The 22,209-nt window shown below is 64.5% G+C and carries 17 protein-coding genes; 10 read left to right on the top strand and 7 right to left on the bottom strand.

The window, feature by feature from the left end:
• Nucleotides 1-5 precede the first annotated feature (5 nt).
• The 5 genes from nagA to BT173_RS08820 form a co-directional block, all read right to left on the bottom strand.
• On the bottom strand, nucleotides 6-1,106 hold the full coding sequence (gene nagA / locus BT173_RS08840; protein WP_072428284.1) for an N-acetylglucosamine-6-phosphate deacetylase: 1,101 nt from the start codon (nucleotides 1,104-1,106) through the stop codon (nucleotides 6-8).
• Between the two features lie 24 nt (nucleotides 1,107-1,130).
• Complete coding sequence (locus BT173_RS08835) at nucleotides 1,131-1,877, bottom strand: GntR family transcriptional regulator (RefSeq protein ID WP_072428283.1); 747 nt, start codon at nucleotides 1,875-1,877, stop codon at nucleotides 1,131-1,133.
• Nucleotides 1,878-2,741 carry a glucosamine kinase nucleotide-binding domain-containing protein gene (locus BT173_RS08830; protein WP_072428282.1) on the bottom strand — a complete coding sequence of 288 codons (864 nt, stop codon included), beginning with the start codon at nucleotides 2,739-2,741 and terminating at the stop codon, nucleotides 1,878-1,880. It abuts the gene before it with no gap.
• 262 nt (nucleotides 2,742-3,003) lie between these two features.
• Nucleotides 3,004-3,465: a cyanophycin metabolism-associated DUF1854 family protein gene (locus BT173_RS08825; RefSeq protein ID WP_245794154.1), complete on the bottom strand. Its 462-nt coding sequence runs from the start codon at nucleotides 3,463-3,465 to the stop codon at nucleotides 3,004-3,006.
• A gap of 8 nt (nucleotides 3,466-3,473) precedes the next feature.
• Complete coding sequence (locus tag BT173_RS08820; protein ID WP_072428280.1) at nucleotides 3,474-5,738, bottom strand: cyanophycin metabolism-associated ABC transporter; 2,265 nt, start codon at nucleotides 5,736-5,738, stop codon at nucleotides 3,474-3,476.
• Nucleotides 5,739-5,975: 237 nt separating this feature from the next.
• On the opposite strand from BT173_RS08820, the gene BT173_RS08815 reads away from it, so the two are divergent.
• The 7 genes from BT173_RS08815 to BT173_RS08780 all read left to right on the top strand — a co-directional run bounded on the left by BT173_RS08815 (nucleotide 5,976) and on the right by BT173_RS08780 (nucleotide 16,229).
• Nucleotides 5,976-8,129, top strand: a complete 2,154-nt coding sequence (locus BT173_RS08815; protein ID WP_072428279.1) for a cyanophycin synthetase — start codon at nucleotides 5,976-5,978, stop codon at nucleotides 8,127-8,129.
• 54 nt (nucleotides 8,130-8,183) lie between these two features.
• A complete protein-coding gene (gene cphA / locus BT173_RS08810) occupies nucleotides 8,184-10,754 on the top strand; it encodes a cyanophycin synthetase (RefSeq protein ID WP_072428278.1) in 2,571 nt (856 codons plus the stop codon).
• 127 nt (nucleotides 10,755-10,881) lie between these two features.
• Nucleotides 10,882-11,463 carry an NUDIX hydrolase gene (locus BT173_RS19755; RefSeq protein WP_245794153.1) on the top strand — a complete coding sequence of 194 codons (582 nt, stop codon included), beginning with the start codon at nucleotides 10,882-10,884 and terminating at the stop codon, nucleotides 11,461-11,463.
• Nucleotides 11,456-12,526, top strand: a complete 1,071-nt coding sequence (gene mnmA / locus BT173_RS08795; protein WP_072428277.1) for a tRNA 2-thiouridine(34) synthase MnmA — start codon at nucleotides 11,456-11,458, stop codon at nucleotides 12,524-12,526. Before BT173_RS19755 ends, mnmA begins: the two co-directional genes overlap by 8 nt.
• Nucleotides 12,527-12,657: 131 nt before the next feature.
• Nucleotides 12,658-14,271, top strand: a complete 1,614-nt coding sequence (locus tag BT173_RS08790; protein WP_072428276.1) for a methyl-accepting chemotaxis protein — start codon at nucleotides 12,658-12,660, stop codon at nucleotides 14,269-14,271.
• A gap of 124 nt (nucleotides 14,272-14,395) precedes the next feature.
• Nucleotides 14,396-15,070 carry a TIGR01621 family pseudouridine synthase gene (locus tag BT173_RS08785; protein WP_072428275.1) on the top strand — a complete coding sequence of 225 codons (675 nt, stop codon included), beginning with the start codon at nucleotides 14,396-14,398 and terminating at the stop codon, nucleotides 15,068-15,070.
• A gap of 34 nt (nucleotides 15,071-15,104) precedes the next feature.
• Nucleotides 15,105-16,229 (top strand): SPFH domain-containing protein, encoded by a 1,125-nt coding sequence (locus BT173_RS08780; RefSeq protein ID WP_072428274.1) that lies wholly within the window; start codon nucleotides 15,105-15,107, stop codon nucleotides 16,227-16,229.
• A 121-nt stretch (nucleotides 16,230-16,350) separates the two neighbouring features.
• Here BT173_RS08780 and BT173_RS19295 read toward each other — a convergent pair whose 3' ends face one another.
• Nucleotides 16,351-16,506, bottom strand: a complete 156-nt coding sequence (locus BT173_RS19295) for a DUF1328 domain-containing protein (protein ID WP_139256104.1) — start codon at nucleotides 16,504-16,506, stop codon at nucleotides 16,351-16,353.
• A 394-nt stretch (nucleotides 16,507-16,900) separates the two neighbouring features.
• Between BT173_RS19295 and BT173_RS08775 the strand changes: the two genes are divergently transcribed.
• A complete protein-coding gene (locus tag BT173_RS08775) occupies nucleotides 16,901-18,007 on the top strand; it encodes a TFIIB-type zinc ribbon-containing protein (RefSeq protein WP_217651434.1) in 1,107 nt (368 codons plus the stop codon).
• A 49-nt stretch (nucleotides 18,008-18,056) separates the two neighbouring features.
• Here the strand turns inward: BT173_RS08775 and BT173_RS08770 are convergent, their stop codons facing one another.
• Entirely contained in the window at nucleotides 18,057-19,745 is a 1,689-nt protein-coding gene (locus BT173_RS08770) for a vWA domain-containing protein (protein WP_072428272.1), read from the bottom strand.
• A gap of 215 nt (nucleotides 19,746-19,960) precedes the next feature.
• On the opposite strand from BT173_RS08770, the gene BT173_RS08765 reads away from it, so the two are divergent.
• Together BT173_RS08765 and BT173_RS08760 are read left to right on the top strand one after the other, a co-directional pair.
• A complete protein-coding gene (locus tag BT173_RS08765) occupies nucleotides 19,961-20,632 on the top strand; it encodes a response regulator transcription factor (RefSeq protein ID WP_072428271.1) in 672 nt (223 codons plus the stop codon).
• Entirely contained in the window at nucleotides 20,633-22,039 is a 1,407-nt protein-coding gene (locus tag BT173_RS08760; protein ID WP_072428270.1) for a sensor histidine kinase, read from the top strand.
• Nucleotides 22,040-22,209: the final 170 nt, after the last annotated feature.

Here is a 22,209-nt window from a genome sequence, read left to right as displayed (position 1 = left end):
TGGGATCAGGCCGGCACCAGCTCGCCTTCCACGTAGACGGCTTTCAATCTCAGATTGCGGTCGAAGACCACAATGTCGGCGCGTGCGCCGGGTTTCAGTACGCCGCGGTCATCCAGCCCGAGCATCTCGGCCTGGTAGGTGGACAGGCGCCGTGCGGCGTCATCTACCTCAAGGCCAAGGCCGACCAGATTGCGCAGCGCCTCGTCCAGGGTCAGCGTCGAGCCGGCCAGCGTGCCGTCCGGCAGGCGTACGCCGCCCATGCACTTGGTCACCGTGTGACGGCCGAGCTTGTAGTTGCCGTCCGGCATGCCGGCGGCGGCGGTCGAATCGGTGACGCAGTAGAGCTTGGGAATTGCGCGCAGGGCGGCCTTGATGGCGCCCGGATGCACATGCAGGAGGTCGGGGATCAGCTCGGCGTATTCGGCATGTGCCAGGGCCGCGCCCACCATGCCCGGCTCGCGGTGGTGCAGCGCGCTCATTGCATTGAACAGATGGGTGAAGCTGATCGCGCCATGCTCAAGCGCCTGCACACCGTCCTCATAGCTGCCGAGGGTATGGCCGAGCTGCACGCGGATGCCACGTGCGACCAGGTCGCCGATCAGTTCCATATGCCCCTGCACCTCGGGCGCCAGGGTCAGCACCTTGAGTGGCGCCAGCTCGCCGAAACCGGCGATCTCGGCCAGCAGGCCGTCGCGGGCGAAGTTGGGCTGGGCGCCGAGCTTGCCCGGATTGATATACGGGCCTTCCAGGTGCACGCCCAGCACGCGTGCGCCGGCTGGTGTGCGCTGGGCAATCGCGCGCTGCACGCCAGCCAGCGCCACCTCGATCTCGCGCTTGGGCGCGGTCATGGTGGTGGCCAACAGGCTGGTGGTGCCGTGGCGTGCATGGGTGCGTGTGATGGTGTCGAGTGCGTCGCCGCCCTCCATCACATCGCGCCCACCGCCGCCGTGGACATGCAGGTCGATAAAGCCGGGCAGCAGGTAGTCGTCGCCATTGCCGGCCGGGTCGGCCGCAATGCCGCTCAGGCTGCTGATGGTGTCGCCAAACGCCAGGCTGCCGTGTTGCCAGCCGCTGGGGGTGAGAATATTGCCGCGCAGGGTAGTCATGCTGGTTCTGTTCTTCTGTGGCGCTTAGCGTCGCAGCTCGGCGACGAAGTCGTAGTAGTCGTTGCGGCAGTAGCTATAGGTGAGTTCGACCGGCAGGCCGCTTTCCAGATAGCCGATACGGGTGATCATCAGCATCGCGGTGCCCGAGGGGATGCCGGCCAGCTGGGCGATCTCATCGCTGGCATTCACCGCCTTGATATGCTGGAGCGCGCGGGTGACCGGCGTGCCGTGGCTATCCAGATAGCTGTAGAGCGAATCGCCCACCGCGGCCGGATCGGGCAGGTAGCGGCTGGGCAGGGTGGAGGTTTCCACCGCCATCACCGTGTCGTCGGCCATGCGCAGACGCTTGAGGCGCGCCACATTGGCGGCCGGCGACAGGCCCAGGCGCAGTACTTCTTCCTGGCTGGCAATGCCGGTGATGCGGCTCAGCCAGCGCGAGGCCGGCGCGAAGCCGCGGCTGCGGATCTCTTCCGAGAAACTGGTCAGGCGCGATAGTGGCTGCACCAGGCGCGGAGCGATATAGGTGCCCGAGCCTTGGCGGCGCACGATTAGACCCTGTTCGAACAGGATGTCCATGGCCTTGCGCGCGGTCACGCGCGAGATATCGAGCATCTCGCATAGCACACGCTCGGATGGCAGTGCTTCATCGGCCTGCCACAGGCCGGTGGAAATGGCGCTGGAGAGCTTGCTGGCAACTTGCAGATACAGTGGGGTGCTGCTGTCGGCGTCCGGCTTGAGCGCCAGGAGTGCGGCTTCGCGTGCCTTATCCATTTAGATATGTCCCCGAATCAGGTGCAGCGCGCCGGTGGCGGAATCGCCCTGGGCCTGGCGCGCACGATGGACCAATGCTGCGGGCAGCCAGGGGCGGAGTGCTTCCGCCAGGCCGCCACACAGCGCGAGCGGCAGGCTTGCATCGGGGTCGAGTGCGTGGGCAATCGTGGCGATCTCTTCGCCTGCCTGGGTCAGGATGGTAGCAGCGGCTGCATCCTGCGGCGCATTGCTCAGCACCAGGCCGGCCAGTTGTGCGTAAGTGGTCTGGTTTGCCTGGCCTAGCCAGGCAAAGGCGGCCTCGATGCTGCCGCCGAAATGGGCGATCACGGCCTCGGCCAGCGGGCCGCGCACTGCACGGCCATCCAATGCCTTCTCGGCCAGCTGGGCGGCGCGCAAGCCTATCCAGGCGCCGCTGCCCTCATCGCCGGCCGGGAAGCCCCAGCCGGACGCGGTCTTTTTGCGCTCGCTGCCGAACCAGGCTTCGCCCACCGTGCCGGTGCCGACCGCCACGATGGCGCCAGGCTGGCCGGCATGGGCGCCGAGCAGGGTGGTAAAGCCGTCGTTATCGAGCTTGATGGCGGCAAAACCGGGTGCTTCCTGCAGAAAGGCCTTGGCCCACAAGGGGTTGTGCACGCCGGCGAGACCCAGGCCAATCGCGCAGCGGGCCGGGTTGTAGCTGTGACCAAGGCGCGCAAACGCCTGCTCGGCCGTGCGGTTGATGGCGTTCCAGGCCGGCGCGATACCGTGCGCGAGGCCCGAGGGGCCGCCTGTGGCGCGGCTCAGTTCGCGACCGTCGCGATCAGCCACCAGCACCCGGGTACCGGTGCCGCCGCCGTCTACGCCAATCAGAAATTCGAAGGACATTGCATTCTGCTCCCAAGGCCGTTAATACCGGTCTTATTGTGACTGGTTCGATACCAGTTGAATACAAGACCGATTCAATACCACTAAGAGACCGCTGTCAACGCCTTTTATGAAGAAATGATGACCTCGTGGAGTGTGGCTGCACCGGGTGTGGCATCGGCCCGACAGGCAGCTGCTTTGGGTGGTGCCCGCATGCAAAAAGCCCAAGGCGGACGGGCGTCAGCCTTGGGCTTGCGGGGGTGAAAAGACGGTGTGCTGGTGCTTACAGGAAGCGGTCGAGCAGGCGGCGGCTGTGGCGGTCCAGCTGGGCCAGGTCGCGGATCAGAAACTGCACGCCATGGCTATCGAGTACCAGCAGGCCCTCGCGGCCGATGCGGCGGATATCTTCCTCGCCTTTCAGGATCAGCTCGGTCGGGCCGCGGTCGGTACGCACCTGCCAGGTGCTCGGTGTGGCGAAGCTGGATACCGACACCAGTTGCAGCAGCTCGGGCATGAATTCGCGGCTGGCCAGTTCCTGCTCGACCAGCGCGCGTGTCGTGGCGTTTAGGGCGGACAGCTCATCTATCCAGCCCACTTCGTGACCATCGGTGCTGACCAGCGCGATGCCCTTGTCCGGCGCGGCCACTGGGAAAGCGCGCACCGGCACCACGCCCTCATGGCGGCCGTGTTCGGCCGATTCCAATACCAGTCGGCCGAAGCTATTGCGGCTGAGTTGAAACTGCATGGTGTGGCTCATTCTGCGTCGTCCGGGTCGGTATCCACATTGCGCGCCTGGGCCTGATACAGGCGCCAGTAAGCGCCTTCGCGCGCCATCAGCTCATCGTGCGGGCCCACTTCGACAATCTCGCCGCGGTCCATCACCACCAGCCTATCGGCCTGGCGCAAGGTGGACAGGCGGTGGGCAATCGCGATGGTGGTGCGGCCCTTGACCAGATTATCGAGCGCCTTCTGGATTTCCTTCTCGGTCTCGGTATCGACCGATGAGGTGGCCTCATCGAGGATCAGGATGCGTGGGTCGATCAGCAGCGCGCGCGCAATCGAGATGCGCTGGCGCTCGCCGCCCGACAGGCCCTGGCCGCGCTCGCCGACCAGCGAGTCGTAACCCAGTGGCAGGCGCAGGATGAATTCATGCGCATGGGCGGCGCGTGCGGCGGCGATGATTTCCTCGCGCGTGGCATCCGGCTTGCCGTAGGCGATGTTCTCGGCAATCGTGCCAAAGAACAGGAAGGGTTCCTGCAGCACGAGGCCGATATGGCGACGGAAATCGGCCACCGGCAGGCTGCGGATATCGGTGCCATCCAGCAGGATGGCGCCCTCGCTCACGTCATAGAAACGGCAGATCAGATTGACCAGCGTGCTCTTGCCCGAGCCGCTGTGGCCAACCAGGCCAACCATTTCGCCCGGGCGTATGGTCAGGCCCAGGCCCTTGATTACCGCGCGGTTGCCGTAGCGGAAGCGGATATCGCGTAGCTCGATCTGGCCGCTGACCTGCTTGAGCTGCACCGGGCGGGTTGGCTCGGGCACGTTGGACACATGGTCAAGGATGTCGAAGATGCGCTTGGCGGCGGCGGCCGACTTCTGGGTGACCGAGACGATGCGGCTCATCGAATCGAGCCGGCCATAGAAGCGGCCGATATAGGCGAGGAAGGCGGTCAGCGTGCCGACGGTGACATTGTGATGGGCAATCAGCCAGATGCCGAAGGCCCACACCACCAGCAGGCCAATATCGGTGAGCAGCGAGACGGTGGGTGAGAACAGCGACCAGACCTTGTTCAGCTTGTCGTTGATATACAGATTGTGTTTGTTCGCCTCGCGAAAGCGCGCTGCTTCGCGCTGTTCCTGGGCAAAGGCCTTCACCACGCGGATGCCGGGAATCGTATCGGCCAGCACGCTGGTCACTTCGCCCCATACTCGGTCGATCTTCTCGAAGCCGGTGCGCAGGCGGTCGCGCACCAGATGGATCAGCCAGGCGATCAGCGGCAGCGGCAGCAGGGTGGCCAGTGCCAGCCAGGGGTTGATGCTGAACAGGATGATGGTAGTCATCACCAGCATCAGCACATCGGTGATGAAGTCGAGCGCGTGCAGCGAGAGAAAGACGCTGATGCGGTCCGACTCCGAGCCGATGCGGCTCATCAGGTCGCCGGTGCGCTTGCCGCCGAAGTATTCGAGCGAGAGCTGCAGCAGGTGTTCATAGGTGGTGGTGCGCAGATCGGCGCTGATGCGCTCGCTGACCAGGGCGAGGATATAGGTCTTCGCCCAGCCCAACCCCCAGGACACCAGCGCGGCCATCAGCATGCCGCCCAGATAGAGGCCGACGGTACTCAGTTCTATGCTGGCGCCGTTCTGATAGGGGATCAGTACCTCGTCCATCAGCGGCATGGTCAAATAGGGCGACACCAGGGTGGCGGCCGTCGAGCCGAGCATCAACAGGAAGCCGAGCAGCAGCTGGCCCTGGTAGGGCTTGGCGAAGCGCCACAGGCGCAGCAGGGTCCAGGTCGAGGGCGGCTGGTGGATTTCGCGCGTACAGACCGGGCATTCCTCGGCATCAGCGTCCAGCTCGGCCTTGCACTTCGGGCAGTGCGCATGTTCGGGCTCGGGCACTGGCTGGCCGCTACGCAGGCTGTCCAGCTGCAGGGCGAAGCGCTCGATCAGATGCTGGGCGGCCGGGCCATGGTTGAGCGTGTAGCGCCACTGCGCGATGCGCGCGGCGGCGTCAAACAGCTCCAGGCTGGCCACGCCGGCATGGTCGTGCTGCTGCAGGCGCAGACCGTCGCGCAGCAGATGGCTTTGCCACTCGGCCTCGCCGGCGCGCTTGGTGAGCAGGCGCTGCGCGGTGAGTACCAGCATGCCCTTGCCAAAGCACAGCTGCAGATCAAGGTCCTGCTCGGCCCAGGCCAGGACGGTCTCCGCCTCAGCCAGCTGGGCAAGCAGATCGGCCTGCCATGCATCTGGAAATGCAGGTGGAATTAGAGAGTTGGCGGCTTGTTCGAATATCATTAGGGATTACTTACTTGACTCTCGGCAGACGAGACCCGGTTCGGGTGGCGCCAGGGCGCAAGACGGCTGGCGATGTAAAGGTTGCGCAGACTGCTAGTCTGTCCTTGCCTGGTTAAGCTGGGCTTAAGCTTGCGCCGCGCAGTATTCGCGATTATACCGTGCCCCGCCCCGCAACTACCCGCCATCGCCCCGCTCCCTTCCCTACGGCCTGCGCTTCGCCTAGCCTGAATACTGATCATGAAGAAAAACATCGAGTTTCTCCGCCTTGCCTATCTGGGTGGCCCGAATATCTGGACCTACCGTCCGGTGGTGGAGGCCTGGGTCGATATCGGCGCGCTGGAAGCGTCGCCGTCCAATACCATTCCCGGCTTCTACGAGCGACTGGTGGCCTGGCTGCCCGGCCTGATCGAGCATCGCTGCGGCGTGGGCGAGCGTGGCGGCTTTCTGCAGCGCCTGCGCGAAGGCACTTGGCCCGCGCACATCATGGAACACGTGGCGATCGAATTGCAGAACCTGGCCGGCATCAAGGTTGGCTTTGGCAAGGCGCGCAGCACGTCAGTTACCGGTATCTACAAAGTGGCGGTGCGCGCGCGTAATGAGCAGGTTGCACGCGCAGCGCTGATCGCAGCACGTGATCTGGTCATGGCCGGTATCGACGACCAGCCTTTCGATGTGGCGGCCTGCGTAGCGCAGCTGCGCGATCTGGTCGACGAACATCATCTGGGTCCGAGCACGGCCGCCATCGTGGAAGCGGCGGCCGAGCGGCGCATTCCCTTTATTCGTCTGAACAGCGGCAATCTGGTGCAACTTGGTTATGGTCGCGCCCAGCGCCGTATCTGGACCGCCGAAACCGACCAGACCAGCGCGATTGCCGAGGGTATTTCCAGCGATAAGGACCTGACCAAGCAGCTCTTGAAGTCCTGTGGTGTGCCGGTGCCGGAAGGCGAGGTGGTGGACAGTCCGCAAGCGGCCTGGGATGCCGCTCAGGATATCGGCCTGCCGGTGGTGGTGAAGCCCAGCGATGGCAACCACGGCCGCGGCGTGACCCTGGATCTGCGCGAGCGTGCCGATATTGAAGCGGCCTACCACTTTGCCGAGCGCCATGGCAGCGAGGTGTTGGTCGAACGCTTTATCCGTGGCGATGAACATCGCCTGCTGGTGGTGGGCGGCAAGGTGGTGGCTGCCGCACGCGGCGAAACCGCCTGGGTGACGGGCGATGGCCAGTCCACCTTGCTGGCCCTGGTCGACGCGCAGATCAATAGCGATCCGCGCCGCGGTACCACCGAGGCCCATCCGCTCAACCGGCTCGATATCCGCGAGGACACGGCCATTCTCAATGATCTGGCGCGCCAGAACCTCAGCCCGGATGCGGTGCCGGCTAAAGGCCAGCGCGTCCTAATCCAGCGCAATGGCAATGTGGCGTTCGAAGTCAGCGAGCAGGTCCATCCCGAGGTCGCCGCCCTGGTGTCATTGGCGGCCCGCGTGGTCGGGCTCGATATCGCCGGCGTGGACGTGGTGGCTGAGGACATTGGTCGCCCGCTGCATGAGCAGGGCGGTGCGGTGGTCGAGGTGAATGCCGGCCCTGGCCTGCTTATGCACCTGAAGCCCTCGGGTGGCGAGGCCCAGCCGGTCGGTCGCGCGATTGTCGATCACCTGATTCCCGAGCAGCAGGCGGCTGGGCGCATCCCGCTGGTCGGCGTGTGCGGCAGCTGCGATGGCGCCACCATTACCCGCCTGCTTGCCCATCTGCTGCGCCTATCTGGCCGCTACACCGGCGCGGTATGCCGCGATGGCCTGTATCTGAATGGCCGTCGGGTGGATGGTGGCGATTGCGCCAGCTTTGCCGCCGGTCAGCGCCTGCTGATCAATCGTTCGGTCGAGGCTGCGGTGCTGGAAAACGGTCCGGCCATGATTCTGCGTGAGGGTCTGGCCTACGACCGCTGTGCGGTCGGCATCGTGACCGATGCGGACGGCCTGGCGGCGCTGGACGAGTTCTACATCCAGGAAGCCGCGCAACTGGCCAATGTGTTGCGCACCCAGATCGATGTGGTGCTGGACGATGGCGCCGCGGTGCTGAATGCCGACGATGCGCAGGTATTAGCCCTGGCTGAATACTCGGATGGCGAGGTCCTGCTGTACAGCGCCGCGCCCGAATCGGCCGCCATTGCCGCGCACTGCGCGCAAGGCGGCCGTGCGGTGGTGGCACGCGCCGGCCAGTGGCAGCTGCTGCACGGCGATGCGCAGCTGTTCGCCGCACCCCTGCCAGCGGCCGAGCGCCTGCCCCTCGGTGTGCTCTTGCCCGCCGTGGCGGCGGCCTGGTCGCTGGACCTGCCCACCGAGCTGCTGGCCGCTGGCCTTGATGCCTTCTCTAGCGATAACGCGCAGGCCTGAATTCACCCGATTTGATGGCGCAGCCGGCTGGCGCGCCGAATAGGACAAGCAAGTATGGACGTTTCCCGCATCCGCGCCCTGCGCGGCCCCAATCTGTGGAGTCGGCACACCGCCATCGAGGCGGTGGTGCGCTGCCATCCGGACGAGTGCGACCTGGGCCTGCTGCCCGGCTTCGAAGCGCGTCTGCGCGCGCGCTTCCCGGCCATCGGCTCGCTCGATCCGCTGCGCCATGAAGAAACGCGTTCCATTGCCCATGCGCTGGAATTCGCCGCACTGAGCCTGCAGGAGCAGGCCGGCTGCCCTGTGACTTTCAGCCGCACCACGCCGACGGTCGATATCGGCGTGTACCAGGTGGTGGTCGAATACAGCGAGGAGGCGGTTGGCCGTCTGGCGCTCGATCTGGCCGAGCAGCTGGTGAATGCCGCACTGACCGATACGGCTTTCGACCTGGCTGGCGCCCTGGCGCGCTTGCGCGAGTTGGATGAGGATGAGCGCTTGGGGCCGAGCACCGGCGCCATCGTTGATGCCGCCGTGGCGCGTGGTATTCCCTTCCGCCGTCTGACCCAGGGCAGCCTGGTCCAGTTTGGCTGGGGCAGCAAGCAGCACCGTATCCAGGCGGCCGAGATCGACCGTACCGGCGCAATTGCCGAATCGATTGCCCAGGACAAGGAGCTGACCAAGAAGCTGCTGCATGCCGCCGGCGTACCGGTGCCGCTTGGACGGCCGGTCAGCGATGTGGACGATGCCTGGGCCGCCGCGCTGGAGATTGGCCTACCGGTGGTGGTCAAGCCGCAGGACGGCAACCAGGGCAAGGGCGTGACGGTGAATATCGTCAGCCGCGAACATCTGGAAATCGCCTACAAGGCGGCGCGCGAATTCCGCGACGACATCATGGTTGAGCGCTTCTTGCCCGGTCACGACTTCCGCCTGCTGGTGGTGGGTGACAAGCTGGTCGCCGCCGCACGGCGTGACCCGCCCCAGGTGCTCGGTGATGGCGTGCACACGGTGCGTGAGCTGGTTGAGCAGGTGAATGCCGATCCGCGTCGTGGCGAAGGGCATGCGACCTCGCTGACCAAGATCCGTTTTGACGATATCGCGCTCGCGCGCCTCGCTACCCAGGGGTTGAGCGCTGATTCGGTGCCGGCTAAGGGCCAGCGCGTGGTGCTGCGCAATAACGCCAATCTCAGCACCGGCGGCACGGCCACCGATGTGACTGACGATGTGCACCCGGAAGTGGCCGCCCGCGCGGTGGCGGCGGCCCAGATGGTGGGCCTCGATATCTGCGGCGTGGACATGGTGTGCGACACCGTGCTCAAGCCCTTGGAAGAGCAAGGCGGCGGCATTGTGGAAGTGAATGCCGCGCCCGGCCTGCGCATGCATCTGAGCCCGTCCTATGGCAAGGGCCGCGCGGTGGGCGAGGCGATGATCGCCGAGCTGTATGCGCCGGGCGACGATGGCCGCATCCCGGTGGTGGCGGTGACCGGCACCAATGGCAAGACCACCACCGTGCGCCTGATCGCCCATCTGATCGCCCAGAGCGGTCTGCGCGTGGGCATGACCAATACCGATGGCGTGTATGTGAACGGGCGCCAGATCGACAGCGGTGACTGCAGCGGCCCGCGCAGCGCACGCAATGTGCTTATGCACCCGGACGTCGACGCGGCGGTATTCGAAACCGCGCGCGGTGGCGCGCTGCGCGAAGGCCTGGCCTTCGACCGTTGCCAGGTCGCGGTGGTGACCAATATCGGTATGGGCGACCACCTCGGCCTCAACTACATCACCACGGTGGAGGATCTGGCTGTCCTCAAGCGGGTGATTGTGCAGAACGTGGCACCGAGCGGCACCGCCGTGCTGAATGCCGCCGACCCGCTGGTGGCCAAGATGGCCGCCAAGGCACCGGGCGAGGTGATCTTCTTCGCCGCCGATGCCCACCACCCGCTGATTGCCACCCATCGTGCCCAAGGCAAAAAGGTGGTGTTCGTTGAACAAGGAGAACTGGTGGCGGTGGAAGGCAATCAGCGCCAGGCGATTGCGCTGGCGCAAGTGCCGCTCACCCATGGTGGCAGCATCGCCTTCCAGGTGGAGAACGCCATGGCCGCGCTGGCCGCCGCCTGGGCGCTCAAGCTCGATTGGGCGGTGATTGCACGCGGTTTGGCCAGCTTCGCCAACGCCAATGACAACGCGCCGGGGCGCTTCAATCTCTTTTCCTACCGTGGCGCCACGGTGATTGCCGACTATGGCCATAACCCGGATGCCATGCTGGCGCTGGTGCAGGCCGTGCAGGCCATGCCGGCGCAGCGCCGCTCGGTGGTGATCAGCGGGGCGGGCGATCGGCGTGACGAGGATATCCGCCAGCAGACCGAGATTCTCGGCGCCGCCTTCGAGGAAGTGCTGCTTTATCAGGATGCCTGCCAGCGCGGCCGCGCCGATGGCGAAGTGATTGGCCTGCTGCGCGAAGGGTTACGCGGTGCGGCGCGTGTCGAGCATGTGGCGGAGATCCAGGGTGAGTTCCAGGCCATCGACACCGCCCTGGCGCGCCTGCAGCCGGGGGGCTTGTGCCTGATCCTGGTCGACCAGGTCGAGGCGGCGCTGGCCCACATCGCCAAACGGGTGGCCGAGGGCTGATTGCCGCCGATTCGCTGACACCGACAACCCGCCAGTCGCCCGATTGGCGGGTTTTTTATCGCGCCTCGATTAGGGGAAACGACGCCAAGGGCTTAAAATCACGGGCTTTTCCCGCTTGGACTTTGCCGTGTCCGACCCCATCTGGAAACCCAATACCACCGTCGCCGTCGTGCTCGAACACGCCGGTCGCTACCTGCTGGTCGAGGAAGAAACCGACGACGGCTTGCGCTTCAACCAGCCGGCCGGCCATCTGGACCACGGCGAGTCGCTGCTGCAAGCCTGCGTGCGTGAAGCGCGCGAGGAAACCGGCTATGTGGTGCGTCCCACGGCGCTGGTCGGCATCTACCAGTGGTCGCCGCCGACCAGGCCGGGCCTGAGTTATCTGCGCTTTGCCTATGCGGCCGATCTGGCAAGCGAGCTGGAGAGACCCGCTGGGGTGACGCTGCTGAATCTGACGATTGCCGCCGAGCTCGCTGCCGAGGCGCAGCCGGCCGGTGCCACCATCCAGAACCTGGCCTGGTCCACCGAGCTGGCCGACGGCGTGGTGGGCGCGCAGCTCGACGCCGGCATCGTGCGCGCCGTCTGGCTCAGCTACGCCGAGGTGAGGGCCTGCCAGGACCGCCACCGCAGCCCGCTGGTGCTGCAATGTATTGATGATTACCGCGCTGGGCGGCGCTATCCGCTCGAGTTGATTCGCCACTATGACTGATACCCCCAAGCGCATTGTCGTCGGCCTGTCCGGCGGCGTGGATTCCTCGGTAACCGCCGCCCTGCTCAAGCGTCAGGGTCACGATCTGCTTGGCGTGTTCATGCAGAACTGGGAAGACGATAACGACGACGAATTCTGCTCGATCAAGGAAGACTCGCGTGATGCGATCGCGGTGGCCGATGTGGTCGGCATCGATATCGAGCTGGTCAACTTTGCCGCCGAGTACAAGGACCGCGTGTTCGCTTACTTCCTGGCCGAATACCAGGCCGGGCGCACGCCCAACCCCGATGTGCTGTGCAATGCCGAGATCAAGTTCAAGGCCTTTCTCGACTACGCGCTGAAGATGGGCGCCAGCAAGATCGCCACCGGCCACTATGCGCGCACCGATATTGGCCCGGATGGCAAGACACGCTTGTTGAGAGGCTTGGATGAGAGCAAGGACCAGAGTTACTTCCTGTATCGCTTGTCGCAGTACCAGATCTCGCACGCGCTATTCCCGCTTGGCGAGATGAAGAAGACCGAGGTGCGCGAGCTGGCGGCCGAGTTCGGTCTGCATAACCACGCCAAGAAGGATTCGACCGGCATCTGCTTTATTGGCGAGCGGCCATTCCGCGAGTTCCTCAACCGCTATCTGCCCAAGGAGCCGGGCACCATGCGCACGCCCGAAGGCAAGGCGGTGGGCGAGCATATGGGCCTCATGTACTACACGCTCGGTCAGCGCCAAGGCCTGAATATCGGTGGGCCGGGCGAGCCCTGGTATGTGGCCGGCAAGGATATCGAGCGCAATGAGCTGATCGTGGTGCAAGGCCACGACCACCCGCTGCTGCTCAAGGATCGCCTGGAGGCTAGCCAACTGAGTTGGCTGGCAGATGAGGCACCGCCGCTAGGTGCCTACACGGCCAAGACCCGTTATCGCCAGCAGGATGCCGCCTGCGAGTTGATCGCTATCAAGGACGGCGTGGCCGAGCTGCGTTTTGATCATGCACAGTGGGCGGTGACGCCCGGACAGTCGGTGGTCTTGTACGACGGACCGGTCTGCCTGGGCGGCGGGGTGATTTGCTAGCCAGCACTAAATTAGCGCTTGGTTGTGCTTGCCGCCGGTGCCAGACTGCCGTATCAATAGTGTAATCACACTATTTACTAGAAGACGCTGCTGCAGCAGCGCCAGTCTTTTCCCCAAACAAGGAAGCAAATATGACCATAGGCAAGCGGCTGATTCTGATGCTGGGGCTGGCCCTCGCGGCACTGCTCATCGTCGGCGGGGTGGGTATCACCGCCTTCCGTAGCATCAACACCCAGGTGCAGTACCTGACCGACAACACCATTCCCAGCGTGCAGGCCACCACCGATATCGGTATTGCCTACCGCGAGATGCGTGCGCTGCTGCTGTCCCACATCATGGAAGAGGATGTGGACCTGAAGAAGGCCTTTACCCAGAAGGTGGAAGAGGCCGAGGCCGTGGCCAAGACTGCGGTGGATGGCTATGCCGCGCTGACCACGGACGAGACTGACGCGGCCAATTACAAGGCGCTGAAAGCCGCATTTGATGAATATCAGAAGGGCTATAAGGAGGCGTTGGCCAGCTCCAGCGCCGGTCAGGCCGACCAGGCTGTTGCGGCGCTGTATGGCAAGGTGCTGCCGGCCGAGCAGGTGCTGCAGGCTGCTATTGGCACATCGGGCGCCTACAACCTCAAGCTGCAGGAACAGGCAACCACCGAGGCCAGCCATGTGTCGCAACGCGCGCTGAGCATCTTCGTGATTGTGATCGCCATCGGCGTATTGGTATTGGCTGTGTTCGGCTTCCTCATCTATCGCGCGGTGACCGCGCCGCTGGCGGTGATGGAGAAGACGGTCGAACGCATCGGCCGTGATCTGGATTTCACCCAGCGCGTGCCGGTCACTAGTCGCGACGAAGTGGGCATGACGGTCGCCGCCTTCAATCGCCTGCTCGATACCTTGCAGAACAGCTTCCGCGATATCGCCGGGGCGGTGGACGGCGTGGCCGGCCAAGCCGACCAGATGGCGGAGGCTGCGCACAAGATGTCGCGCAGCTCGTCCTCGGCCAGCGAGTCGGCCGCCAATATGGCCGCCACGGTGGAAGAGGTGACGGTCAGCATCAACCATGTGGCCGACCGCTCGGGCGAGGCGAACGAGATGTCGCGCCGTTCGGGCGAGATCGCCAGCGAAGGCCAGGCAGTGATCCAGGATACGGTCAGCGAGATCAATGGGATTGCCGAGCGCGTGCGCGACGCGTCTGAGCAGATCGACCAGCTGGCGCGCGAGAGCGCCAATATCGGCGCGGTGGTCAATGTGATCAAGGAAGTGGCCGATCAGACCAATCTCCTGGCCCTGAATGCTGCCATCGAAGCCGCGCGGGCCGGCGAGCAGGGGCGCGGCTTTGCCGTGGTGGCCGACGAGGTGCGCAAGCTAGCCGAACGGACCTCGCAGTCGACCCAGGAAATCGGCGCGCTGATTTCCACGATTCAGCAAGGTGCCGAAGCCGCCGTCTCGCGCATGCGCGAGGTGGTCGGGCGCGTGGGCCAGGGCGTGGAGAAAGCGGGTCTTGCCGGCGGCGCGATCCAGCAGATCCGCGATGGTTCGGGCCGGGTGGTGGATATGGTGGAGGACATCAGTCTGGCCATCCGTGAACAGAGTACGGCCAGCCTGAATATCTCCCAGCAGGTTGAACGGATTGCTCAGATGTCGGAAGAGGCCAGCGACGCGGCTGGCCACACCGCCGATGCCGCCAGCCAGCTGCAGGGGCTGGCCAAGCAGATGCAGGTGGCGGTGGCGCGTTACCGCGTCTGATCAGCGGCACGACCGCTGCAGGCGACACAGCAAAGCCCGATCGGCCCTGCGCCGCTCGGGCTTGCTACTTTCTGCGCCGCGCCCCTTATCATGCGCGCCGTGTTTCTTCCCTCAGGTTACCCCGATGTTGCCCTTGTTATTTGATCACCCGCGCTTTCTGCTGATCGACAAGCCGGCCGGGCTGTCCTTTCACCGCGAAGGCGCGCAGCCAGGGGTGCTGGACCTGCTGCGTGCGCAGCTGGACGTGGACAATCTGCACGCGGTGCACAGGCTGGATGCGATGACCTCCGGCCTATTGCTGTTTGCCAAGGGCAGCGAGGCGGCCAGTGAGTTTGGCCGCCTGTTCGCTACCCGCCAGATCGGCAAGTACTACCTGGCCATCTCGGCCCGTGCGCCGAAGAAGAAACAGGGCAGTGTGAGTGGCGATATGCAGAAAGGGCGTAATGGTAGCTGGCGCCTGCTGCCCAGCAAGGCGGACCCGGCTTATACGCAGTTCTTCAGCGCTGGGCTTGGCGATGGGCGGCGCCTCTTCCTGCTAAGGCCGCTGACCGGCCGCACCCACCAGTTGCGCGTTGCCTTGAAGGCCATGGGCAGCCCGATACTGGGTGATGCACGGTATGGCGGCGAACCGGCCGACCGCGGCTATCTGCATGCCTATGCGCTCCATTTCGTGCTGGATGGCGAGCGACACGCGTTTCACTGCCCGCCCAGCCAGGGCGAGCACTGGCTGACGCCGGCCGCGCAGAGTGTGCTGGCGCATTACGCAATGCCGGAAGCACTGGCCTGGCCGGCGCGCTAGCGCTATCGTTGAGGCCTTGATAGGAGGAAGCATCATGGGCTTGTGGAACAAACTGACCGCCGAATTCATCGACATCGTCGAATGGACCGAGGATAGGGCGGACGTGATGGTGCATCGCTTCGAGCGGCACCAGAATGAAATCAAGATGGGTGCCAAGCTGACCGTGCGCGAAGGCCAGCTGGCCGTGATGGTCAACGAGGGTCAGCTGGGCAAGGGCCAGGTGGCCGATGTGTTCGGCCCCGGCATGTACACGCTCAATACCGAAAACCTACCCATCCTCGCCACGCTCAAGGGTTGGAAGTACGGCTTCAACTCGCCCTTCAAGGCCGAGGTGTATTTCTTCAATACGCGCATTTTCACCGATCTGAAGTGGGGCACGCCTGGCCCTGCCACCATGCGCGACCCGGAGTTCGGCGTGGTGCGGGTAACGGCATTCGGCCTCTATGCGATCCGCATCCAGGACCCGAAGACCATGCTGGTCGACCTGGTCGGTACCAAGGCCGAGTTCACGGTGGCCGATATCGAGGAAAACCTGCGCGGCAAGGTCGGCTCACGCATTAAGGAAGTGATGCCGGAAGCCGGCGTGCCGGTTATCGATCTGGAAGGCAAGATCAGCCTTTTGGGTGAGCGCCTGAAGGAAAAGATTGCCGCCGACTTTGCCAAGTTCGGCCTGGAGCTGACCGAGGTACAGGTGCAGGACATCGGCCTGCCCGAGGAAGTGGAGAAAGCCATCGACCAGCAGGGGGCGATGCGCGCGATTGGCAATATGCATCAGTTCGCCCAGTACCAGGCTGCACAGGCGATGCGCGATGCCGCGCAGAACCCAGGCACGGTGGGCGGGGTGATGGGGCTGGGCGTTGGTATGGGCTTGAATCAGACCATGGGCGGCCTGTTCCAGCAGCCCGCTACACCCGCGCCGGCTGCTGCCGGCATAACACCGCCGCCCTTGCCGGGCGCGGTCAGCTTCTTCGTGGCCAGCAATGGTCAGCAGACCGGCCCCTTCGAACTGGCGGTATTGCAGGCCCAGGCACAAGCGGGTCAGCTGCTGCGCGACACCCTAGTCTGGAAGCCGGGCATGTCGGCTTGGGCGCCGGCAGGCGAGCAGGCCGAGCTGACGGCCTGTTTCGCCCAAGTACCACCACCGCTACCGCGGGCTTGAACGCAGCAGAGCAAAGGGTGTGGCAGGCATAAGCCTGGCCACGCCCTAGCGCACAGCGCGGGCGGTGTGTGAAGAAGTGGGTATTTGTCGCCGCTGCCCGACACGGCAGCGGCAGGCACTTTCAGTGCGGGGGATGGTGCTCGGCAAACATAAAGCCGATGCACAGCGACATGCCTAGCGCCACCAGGGCATCGGCAGCGATGCCGGTACCGCCGGCCAGCCCCATCAGGCCTGACAGGATGGATACGCTAAAGAAAGCAACAGTCCAGTAGAACATGGGCATTCCTCCTAACTGGCTGGCAGCTGGCAGGGTGGGAGTGTGCGCTCCCTCGCAAGCGCCCACGCGCTCACGGTGCTAGCTGCTGCCCTGGATCGCCTGTGGGGCAGGCGATCCGGCTTTCTTGATGCTCCTCTGAACCTGGCAAAGTATGGCATCACCCAGTTCAGACCCACCGACCGGCCACTTTGTTCATGGCATTTTAGTATTTTGTCATTAGCATTCATCGTGCCAATGATATTTTTTCTTTGTAAATCAAAAGCTTGATAATTCAAGCCTGTGTGGATAAGTAAGATTTGTCGTCATGTAAAGACATTACTTCATGATGACGGTTTAAGCTATTGAAACAGAAGAATATTTTTTGTCGCCAGCTTACGACGGGCGATTTGCTGTAGTGGACAAACACGAAAATATGCACACCCGTTACTACCCTTGCTCGGCTTGCGGCGCCAAGCTGGAATATGCGCCGGGCCAGCATGCGCTGCGCTGTCCTTACTGCGGCAGCGAGAATGCGCTGGAGGAGGCCGCGCCGCAGCAAGTCGAGCAGGCGCTGGAAGAGCTCGATTACGCCGCCTTCCTGGCCCAGGCCGCGGGCGATGAGCCGGCCATCGAGCTGCAGACCGTCAAGTGCCCGGGCTGTGGCGCTGCATCACAGCTGGCTGCTCATATCACCGCCGACCGCTGTCCTTTCTGCGCGGTGCCCCTGATTGCCAGCAATGCCTATGCCAAGCGCAGTCTGCGTCCGCGCGCGGTGGCGGCCTTCGAGGTTCCCGAAGCCGCTGCGCGCGAGCAGTTCCGCAGCTGGATTCATGGTCTGTGGTTTGCGCCGAATGCGCTCAAGCGCGCCTATCGCGCGGCCAGCGGCCTGCAGGGCCTGTATCTGCCTTATTGGACCTATGACAGCGATACGCTGACGCCGTATCAGGGCGAGCGTGGTGATCACTACTATGTGACGCAGAGCTACGAAGAGAATGGCGTGCGCAAGACGCGCCAGGTGCAGCATACGCGCTGGTCGGCGGCGTCCGGTCAGGTCAGCCTGCATTTCGATGATGTGCTGGTGCCGGCCAGCCAGTCGCTGCCGCGCGAGTATCTGGACAAGTTGGAGCCGTGGAAGCTGGGCGCCCTGCAGCCCTATCGCGAGGATTATCTGGCCGGCTTTACCGTGGAGGCCTATCAGATCGGTCTGGCGGACGGCTTTGATGGCGCACGGGCGCGCATGGAGCCGCAGATACGCAGTGCCATCTGCCGCGATATCGGTGGCGATGTGCAGCGTATCCACCGCATGGCGCCGCAGTATCGCGAGATCAGCTTCAAGCACATCCTCTTGCCGGTCTGGTTGTCGAGCTACCAGTACGGGGGCAAGACCTGGCGCTTCCTGGTCAATGGCCAGACGGGCGAAGTGCAGGGCGAGCGGCCTTGGTCGGCTTGGAAAATCACTTTTGCCATTCTGGCCGCTCTGCTGGTGCTGGGCGCGCTCATCTATCTGAGCGAGCTGCAGTAGCGCTGCGCCGCTTGGGCGGCCCGCTTAGCCGGACGGGCCGCCTGTACGCTTACTCCTGCGGTTTGCTACCGGGCGTATTCGCCTGGCCAGCCAGGCTTTCCGCCAGGCTCAGCATGCGCACGAACTCACCGCGGTAGCCAAAGCGATCCTCGCCCCTGGCGCCGGCGGCCAGGTTGCGGATCTGCGCAAAGTCGTAATCACGCAAGTATTTGCCGCCATCGCTCAGCCTTTGGCCAAAGGCAGCCACCGCGGCGGCAAAGCGGAAGTCTTCCGACATGCTTGGCTGGATGGCTGTGCGCAGCACCGGGAAGGACTGCTCCTTGCTCGCTTCGCCTTGGGCGGATTTGTAGCGCAGGCGCAGGAAGCCGAGTTCCTGATCCTGGCCGGTCAGCTGCGGCTTATTGATCCGATAGCGCAGCGGCTCCAGGCTGCCCGGTTTACCGGCCAGGGTGATCTCATACAACGCGGTCACGCGGTGGCCGGCGCCAATCTCGCCGGCATCCACCTTGTCGTTGTTGAAGTCCTCGCGCTTGAGCGCGCGGTTCTCAAAGCCGATTTGGCGGTATTCCTTCACCGTGGCCGGGTTGAACTCGAGCTGGATCTTCACATCGCTGGCCACCGTGGCCAGGGTGGAGGTGAATTCGTCCACCAGCACCTTCTGCCCCTCCTGCAGGCTGTCGATATACGAGTAGGCGCCATTGCCGACGTCGGCAATCTGTTCCATCAGCTGCTCGTTGTAATTGCCGCTGCCAAAGCCGAGTGCGGACAAGGCCACGCCGGATTTACGCTTTTCTTCCACCAGGTTCTTCAAGGCGTCGAAGTTGCTGATGCCGACATTGAAGTCGCCATCGGTGGCCAGCAAGATGCGGTTGATGCCCTTGGGCTGGAAAGCCTGCTCAGCCATCTGATAGGCCATCTGGATACCGGCTGCGCCCGCGGTGGCGCCGCCAGCCTGCAGGCTGTTGATGGCGGCCAGAATCGTCGCCTTGTCGCGGCCCGATGTAGGCGGCAGGGCAATCGCTTCACCGCTCGCATAGGTGACGATGGACAGGCGATCCTGCGCGCGCAGCTGCTGCACGAAGAGCTTGAGCGCATTCTTCAGCAGTGGCAGTTTTTCCGGCGCCGTCATCGAGCCCGACACATCGATCAGCAGTACCAGATTGGCCGGTGGCAGGCTGTCCTTGGCCGGGTCGGCCGCCTGGATGCCGATGCGCAGCAGCAGGGTATCCGGGTTCCATGGCGTGGGTGCCAGCTCGGTGGTCACGGCAAACGGCGCATTGCCTTGCGGACGCGGATAGTCATAGGGGAAGTAGTTGACCAGCTCCTCCACTCGCACTGCATCGCGCGGGGGCAGGCGGCCCTGGTTGAGCAGGCGGCGCAGATTGCTATAGCTGCCGGTGTCCACATCGATGCTGAAGGTGGAAACCGGCTGATCGGCCACGCTGAGGATGCCGTGCCGCTCAATCTTCTGATAACGCTCGCGGTCCTCGGCTACATGCTGGGGCGTACCCGGCGGCGACATGGGCAGGATGCTGCGCGCAGCCTGTTCCGCCTGCTTGGCCAGCATGGGCTTGCCGGCTACGGGCGCCGGCATGGCCAAGGGGGCTGGCGGCGCGGGCGGGGCGGCTGGCGCGGCGACTTCGGCGCTGGCATCGGCAGGCAAGGGGCGATAGTTCGAGCAGGCGGCCAGCAATAAGGCCAGGCTTAGCAGGCTCAGGCGACGGGTAGTGGGACGCATGGGGCGGTACTCCATAGGGTTGACCTGGGCTTAGACGAGGCTGCCACGGAAAAGGGGTGAAAACGGCTGGCGTACCTACCAGTAGCGCAGGACGGGCCTGTTTTGTCAGCCCCAGCGCGCGGCGAGCAAACAAGGGCTTGGCGCAGTGCAGGATGCCCTGCGGCGCTTTGCCTGATATAAACGCAGTCCACGCTTTCCCACGAGTTCCCGCTGCGATGAAACTCTTTCTTGCCGAAGACGACGCCGTCCTGGCCGATGCCCTGTTGACCAGCTTGGGGCGGCTCGGCTTCGAAGTCGAACATGCCCGCGATGGCAATAGCGCGGTTCAACGCCTGCTCAGCACCGATTTTGCCGCGGTGGTGCTAGATATCGGCCTGCCCGGCCAGGATGGCCTGAGCGTGCTGCGCCAGGTGCGCGCGCAAAAGCCTACCCTGCCCATCCTCTTGCTGACCGCGCTGGATGGTGTGGACGACCGCGTGGCGGGGTTGGATGCCGGCGCCGACGATTACTTGGCCAAGCCCTTCGAGTTCGTCGAGCTGGAAGCCCGCCTGCGTGCGCTGCTGCGCCGCGCACGCGTGCTGGATGATAGCCGCGATGAGGCGCATTTCGGCGCCCTGCGCCTGGACCGCAACGGCCAACGCGCCTGGGTTGGCGATACGCCGCTCGATCTGTCCGCGCGCGAGCTGGCGGTGCTCGATGTGCTGCTCACCCATTCCGAGAAAGTGGTCACCAAGGAGCAGATCGCGGCCGAGTTGGGCGGCGAGGACCTCGGGGTGAATGCGATTGAGGTCTATGTGCACCGCCTGCGCAAGAAGATCGAGCCGGCCGGCGTCGGGGTGCGCGCGGTACGCGGCCTCGGCTATCTGCTGGAAGCGCGGGAAGCCTGAGTGGCACGCGCGCGCCGCACACTGTCGCTACGCCGCCAGCTGCTGATCTGGCTGCTACTGCCGCAGCTGGTGCTGTGGCTGACGGCGGCAGCGATCGCCTACTCGGTCGCGCTGCGTTATGCGAACGAAGTGATCGACCGCAGCCTGGCTGGATCGAGCCGCGCGCTGGCCCGCCTGGTCAAACCACTGGGTGAGGGGCTGTATATCGACTTTCCACGCGCCGCGCGCGAGGTGCTGGAGGAAGACCCGAGCGACCGGCTTTATTACATGGTCAGCACCCCGCCGGGCGAATTCATCCTCGGCGAAAAAGATGTGCCGGCCACGCCGCGTAAGTTGCAGCGCGCCTTCAATCAGCCCTATTTCTACGACGGCGTGCTGCGCGGCAAGGCGGTGCGGGTGGCGGCGCTCTATCTGCCCATCGGCAATGCCAACCGCCCGCAGAGCATGCTGGTGCAGGTGGCCAAGAGCACCGCACTGCGCACTGAGCTGGCGCGCGATATCTTCATTGACATCGTGCTGCCGCTCTCCTTGCTGATGCTGCTGACCAGCGTGCTGGTCTGGGCCGGCATCAGCCGCGGCCTGTCGCCCTTGCGTCATCTGCGCCGCCTGGTCGAGAACCGCTCCTCGCGCGACCTGGCTCCGCTGGAGGTGGAGGATGCGCCGGCCGAGGTGCGTACCCTGGCGCGCGCCATCAACAGCCTGTTGGGCGAGGTGAATGCCCAGGTGGCCGGCCAGCGGCGCTTTATTGCCGATGCCGCCCACCAGCTGCGCACGCCACTGGCCGGGCTGAAGTCGCAGACCGAACTTGCGCGGGTCGAGCTGAGCCTGGCCCAGCCCGATCCGGCCGCGCTGACCCAGCGTCTGAGCCAGATCGAGACCAGCGTGGCACGCTCGATACGCCTGGTGAACCAGCTCTTGGCGCTGGCGCGCGCCGAACCCGATGCGCCCCTGCCCCTAGCGCCGCTCGACCTGGCCCGCCTAGCGCGCGAGGTGACCATGGAGGCGGTGCCACGTGCGCTGGCCAAGCATATCGACCTTGGCCTGGATGCCGCGCCCGATTCCTTGCTGATCAGCGGTCATGAGGCGCTCTTGCGCGAAATGCTCGGCAATCTGATCGATAACGCTATCCAGTACTGCCCGGCCGGCAGCGAGATCGGCGTGCGTGTGCTCGATGGTGGCGGGCAGGCGCTGATCGAGGTGGCCGACAATGGGCCGGGCATTCCACCCGAGGAGCGCGAGCGGGTATTCGAGCGCTTCTATCGTGGCCGCATGGAAGGGCAGGGCAAAGGCTGTGGCCTCGGCCTGGCCATCGTGCAGGAGATTGCGCGCCGTCATCATGGCGAGGTCAGCCTGGCCGAGCGTCAACCGCAGGGCCTGGTGGTCACGGTGCGTTTTCAGCTGACCTGAGCGCTGCACCTGCGCGGCAGGCCGCGAAAATGGCGAATTGGAGCAATTAATCTAGCCCTGTTCTGTACCCGGCTAGGCGGCTGAAAAGCGCTTGCAGGGCTGCTTTGGTGAGTTTTGATGCAGTGCGTTTGCTGCACTGCAATGCAAATACTTACTGAAAACTTACAAAA

Source organism: Chitinimonas taiwanensis DSM 18899 (genome assembly GCF_900119825.1).
Taxonomy (GTDB): domain Bacteria; phylum Pseudomonadota; class Gammaproteobacteria; order Burkholderiales; family Chitinimonadaceae; genus Chitinimonas; species Chitinimonas taiwanensis.
Note: the sequence above shows the minus strand (reverse complement) of the source record. Positions and strands in the feature narration are given on the sequence as shown.

What these genes read in the sequence shown, in the direction of transcription:
- nagA (WP_072428284.1), bottom strand. Translation starts at nt 1,106, where the DNA reads ATGACTACCCTGCGCGGCAATATTCTCACCCCCAGCGGCTGGCAACAC.
- BT173_RS08830 (WP_072428282.1), bottom strand. Translation starts at nt 2,741, where the DNA reads ATGTCCTTCGAATTTCTGATTGGCGTAGACGGCGGCGGCACCGGTACC.
- BT173_RS08835 (WP_072428283.1), bottom strand. Translation starts at nt 1,877, where the DNA reads ATGGATAAGGCACGCGAAGCCGCACTCCTGGCGCTCAAGCCGGACGCC.
- mnmA (WP_072428277.1), top strand. Translation starts at nt 11,456, where the DNA reads ATGACTGATACCCCCAAGCGCATTGTCGTCGGCCTGTCCGGCGGCGTG.
- BT173_RS08770 (WP_072428272.1), bottom strand. Translation starts at nt 19,745, where the DNA reads ATGCGTCCCACTACCCGTCGCCTGAGCCTGCTAAGCCTGGCCTTATTG.
- BT173_RS08780 (WP_072428274.1), top strand. Translation starts at nt 15,105, where the DNA reads ATGGGCTTGTGGAACAAACTGACCGCCGAATTCATCGACATCGTCGAA.
- BT173_RS08790 (WP_072428276.1), top strand. Translation starts at nt 12,658, where the DNA reads ATGACCATAGGCAAGCGGCTGATTCTGATGCTGGGGCTGGCCCTCGCG.
- BT173_RS08820 (WP_072428280.1), bottom strand. Translation starts at nt 5,738, where the DNA reads ATGATATTCGAACAAGCCGCCAACTCTCTAATTCCACCTGCATTTCCA.
- BT173_RS19295 (WP_139256104.1), bottom strand. Translation starts at nt 16,506, where the DNA reads ATGTTCTACTGGACTGTTGCTTTCTTTAGCGTATCCATCCTGTCAGGC.
- BT173_RS08785 (WP_072428275.1), top strand. Translation starts at nt 14,396, where the DNA reads ATGTTGCCCTTGTTATTTGATCACCCGCGCTTTCTGCTGATCGACAAG.
- cphA (WP_072428278.1), top strand. Translation starts at nt 8,184, where the DNA reads ATGGACGTTTCCCGCATCCGCGCCCTGCGCGGCCCCAATCTGTGGAGT.
- BT173_RS08815 (WP_072428279.1), top strand. Translation starts at nt 5,976, where the DNA reads ATGAAGAAAAACATCGAGTTTCTCCGCCTTGCCTATCTGGGTGGCCCG.
- BT173_RS08825 (WP_245794154.1), bottom strand. Translation starts at nt 3,465, where the DNA reads ATGCAGTTTCAACTCAGCCGCAATAGCTTCGGCCGACTGGTATTGGAA.
- BT173_RS08765 (WP_072428271.1), top strand. Translation starts at nt 19,961, where the DNA reads ATGAAACTCTTTCTTGCCGAAGACGACGCCGTCCTGGCCGATGCCCTG.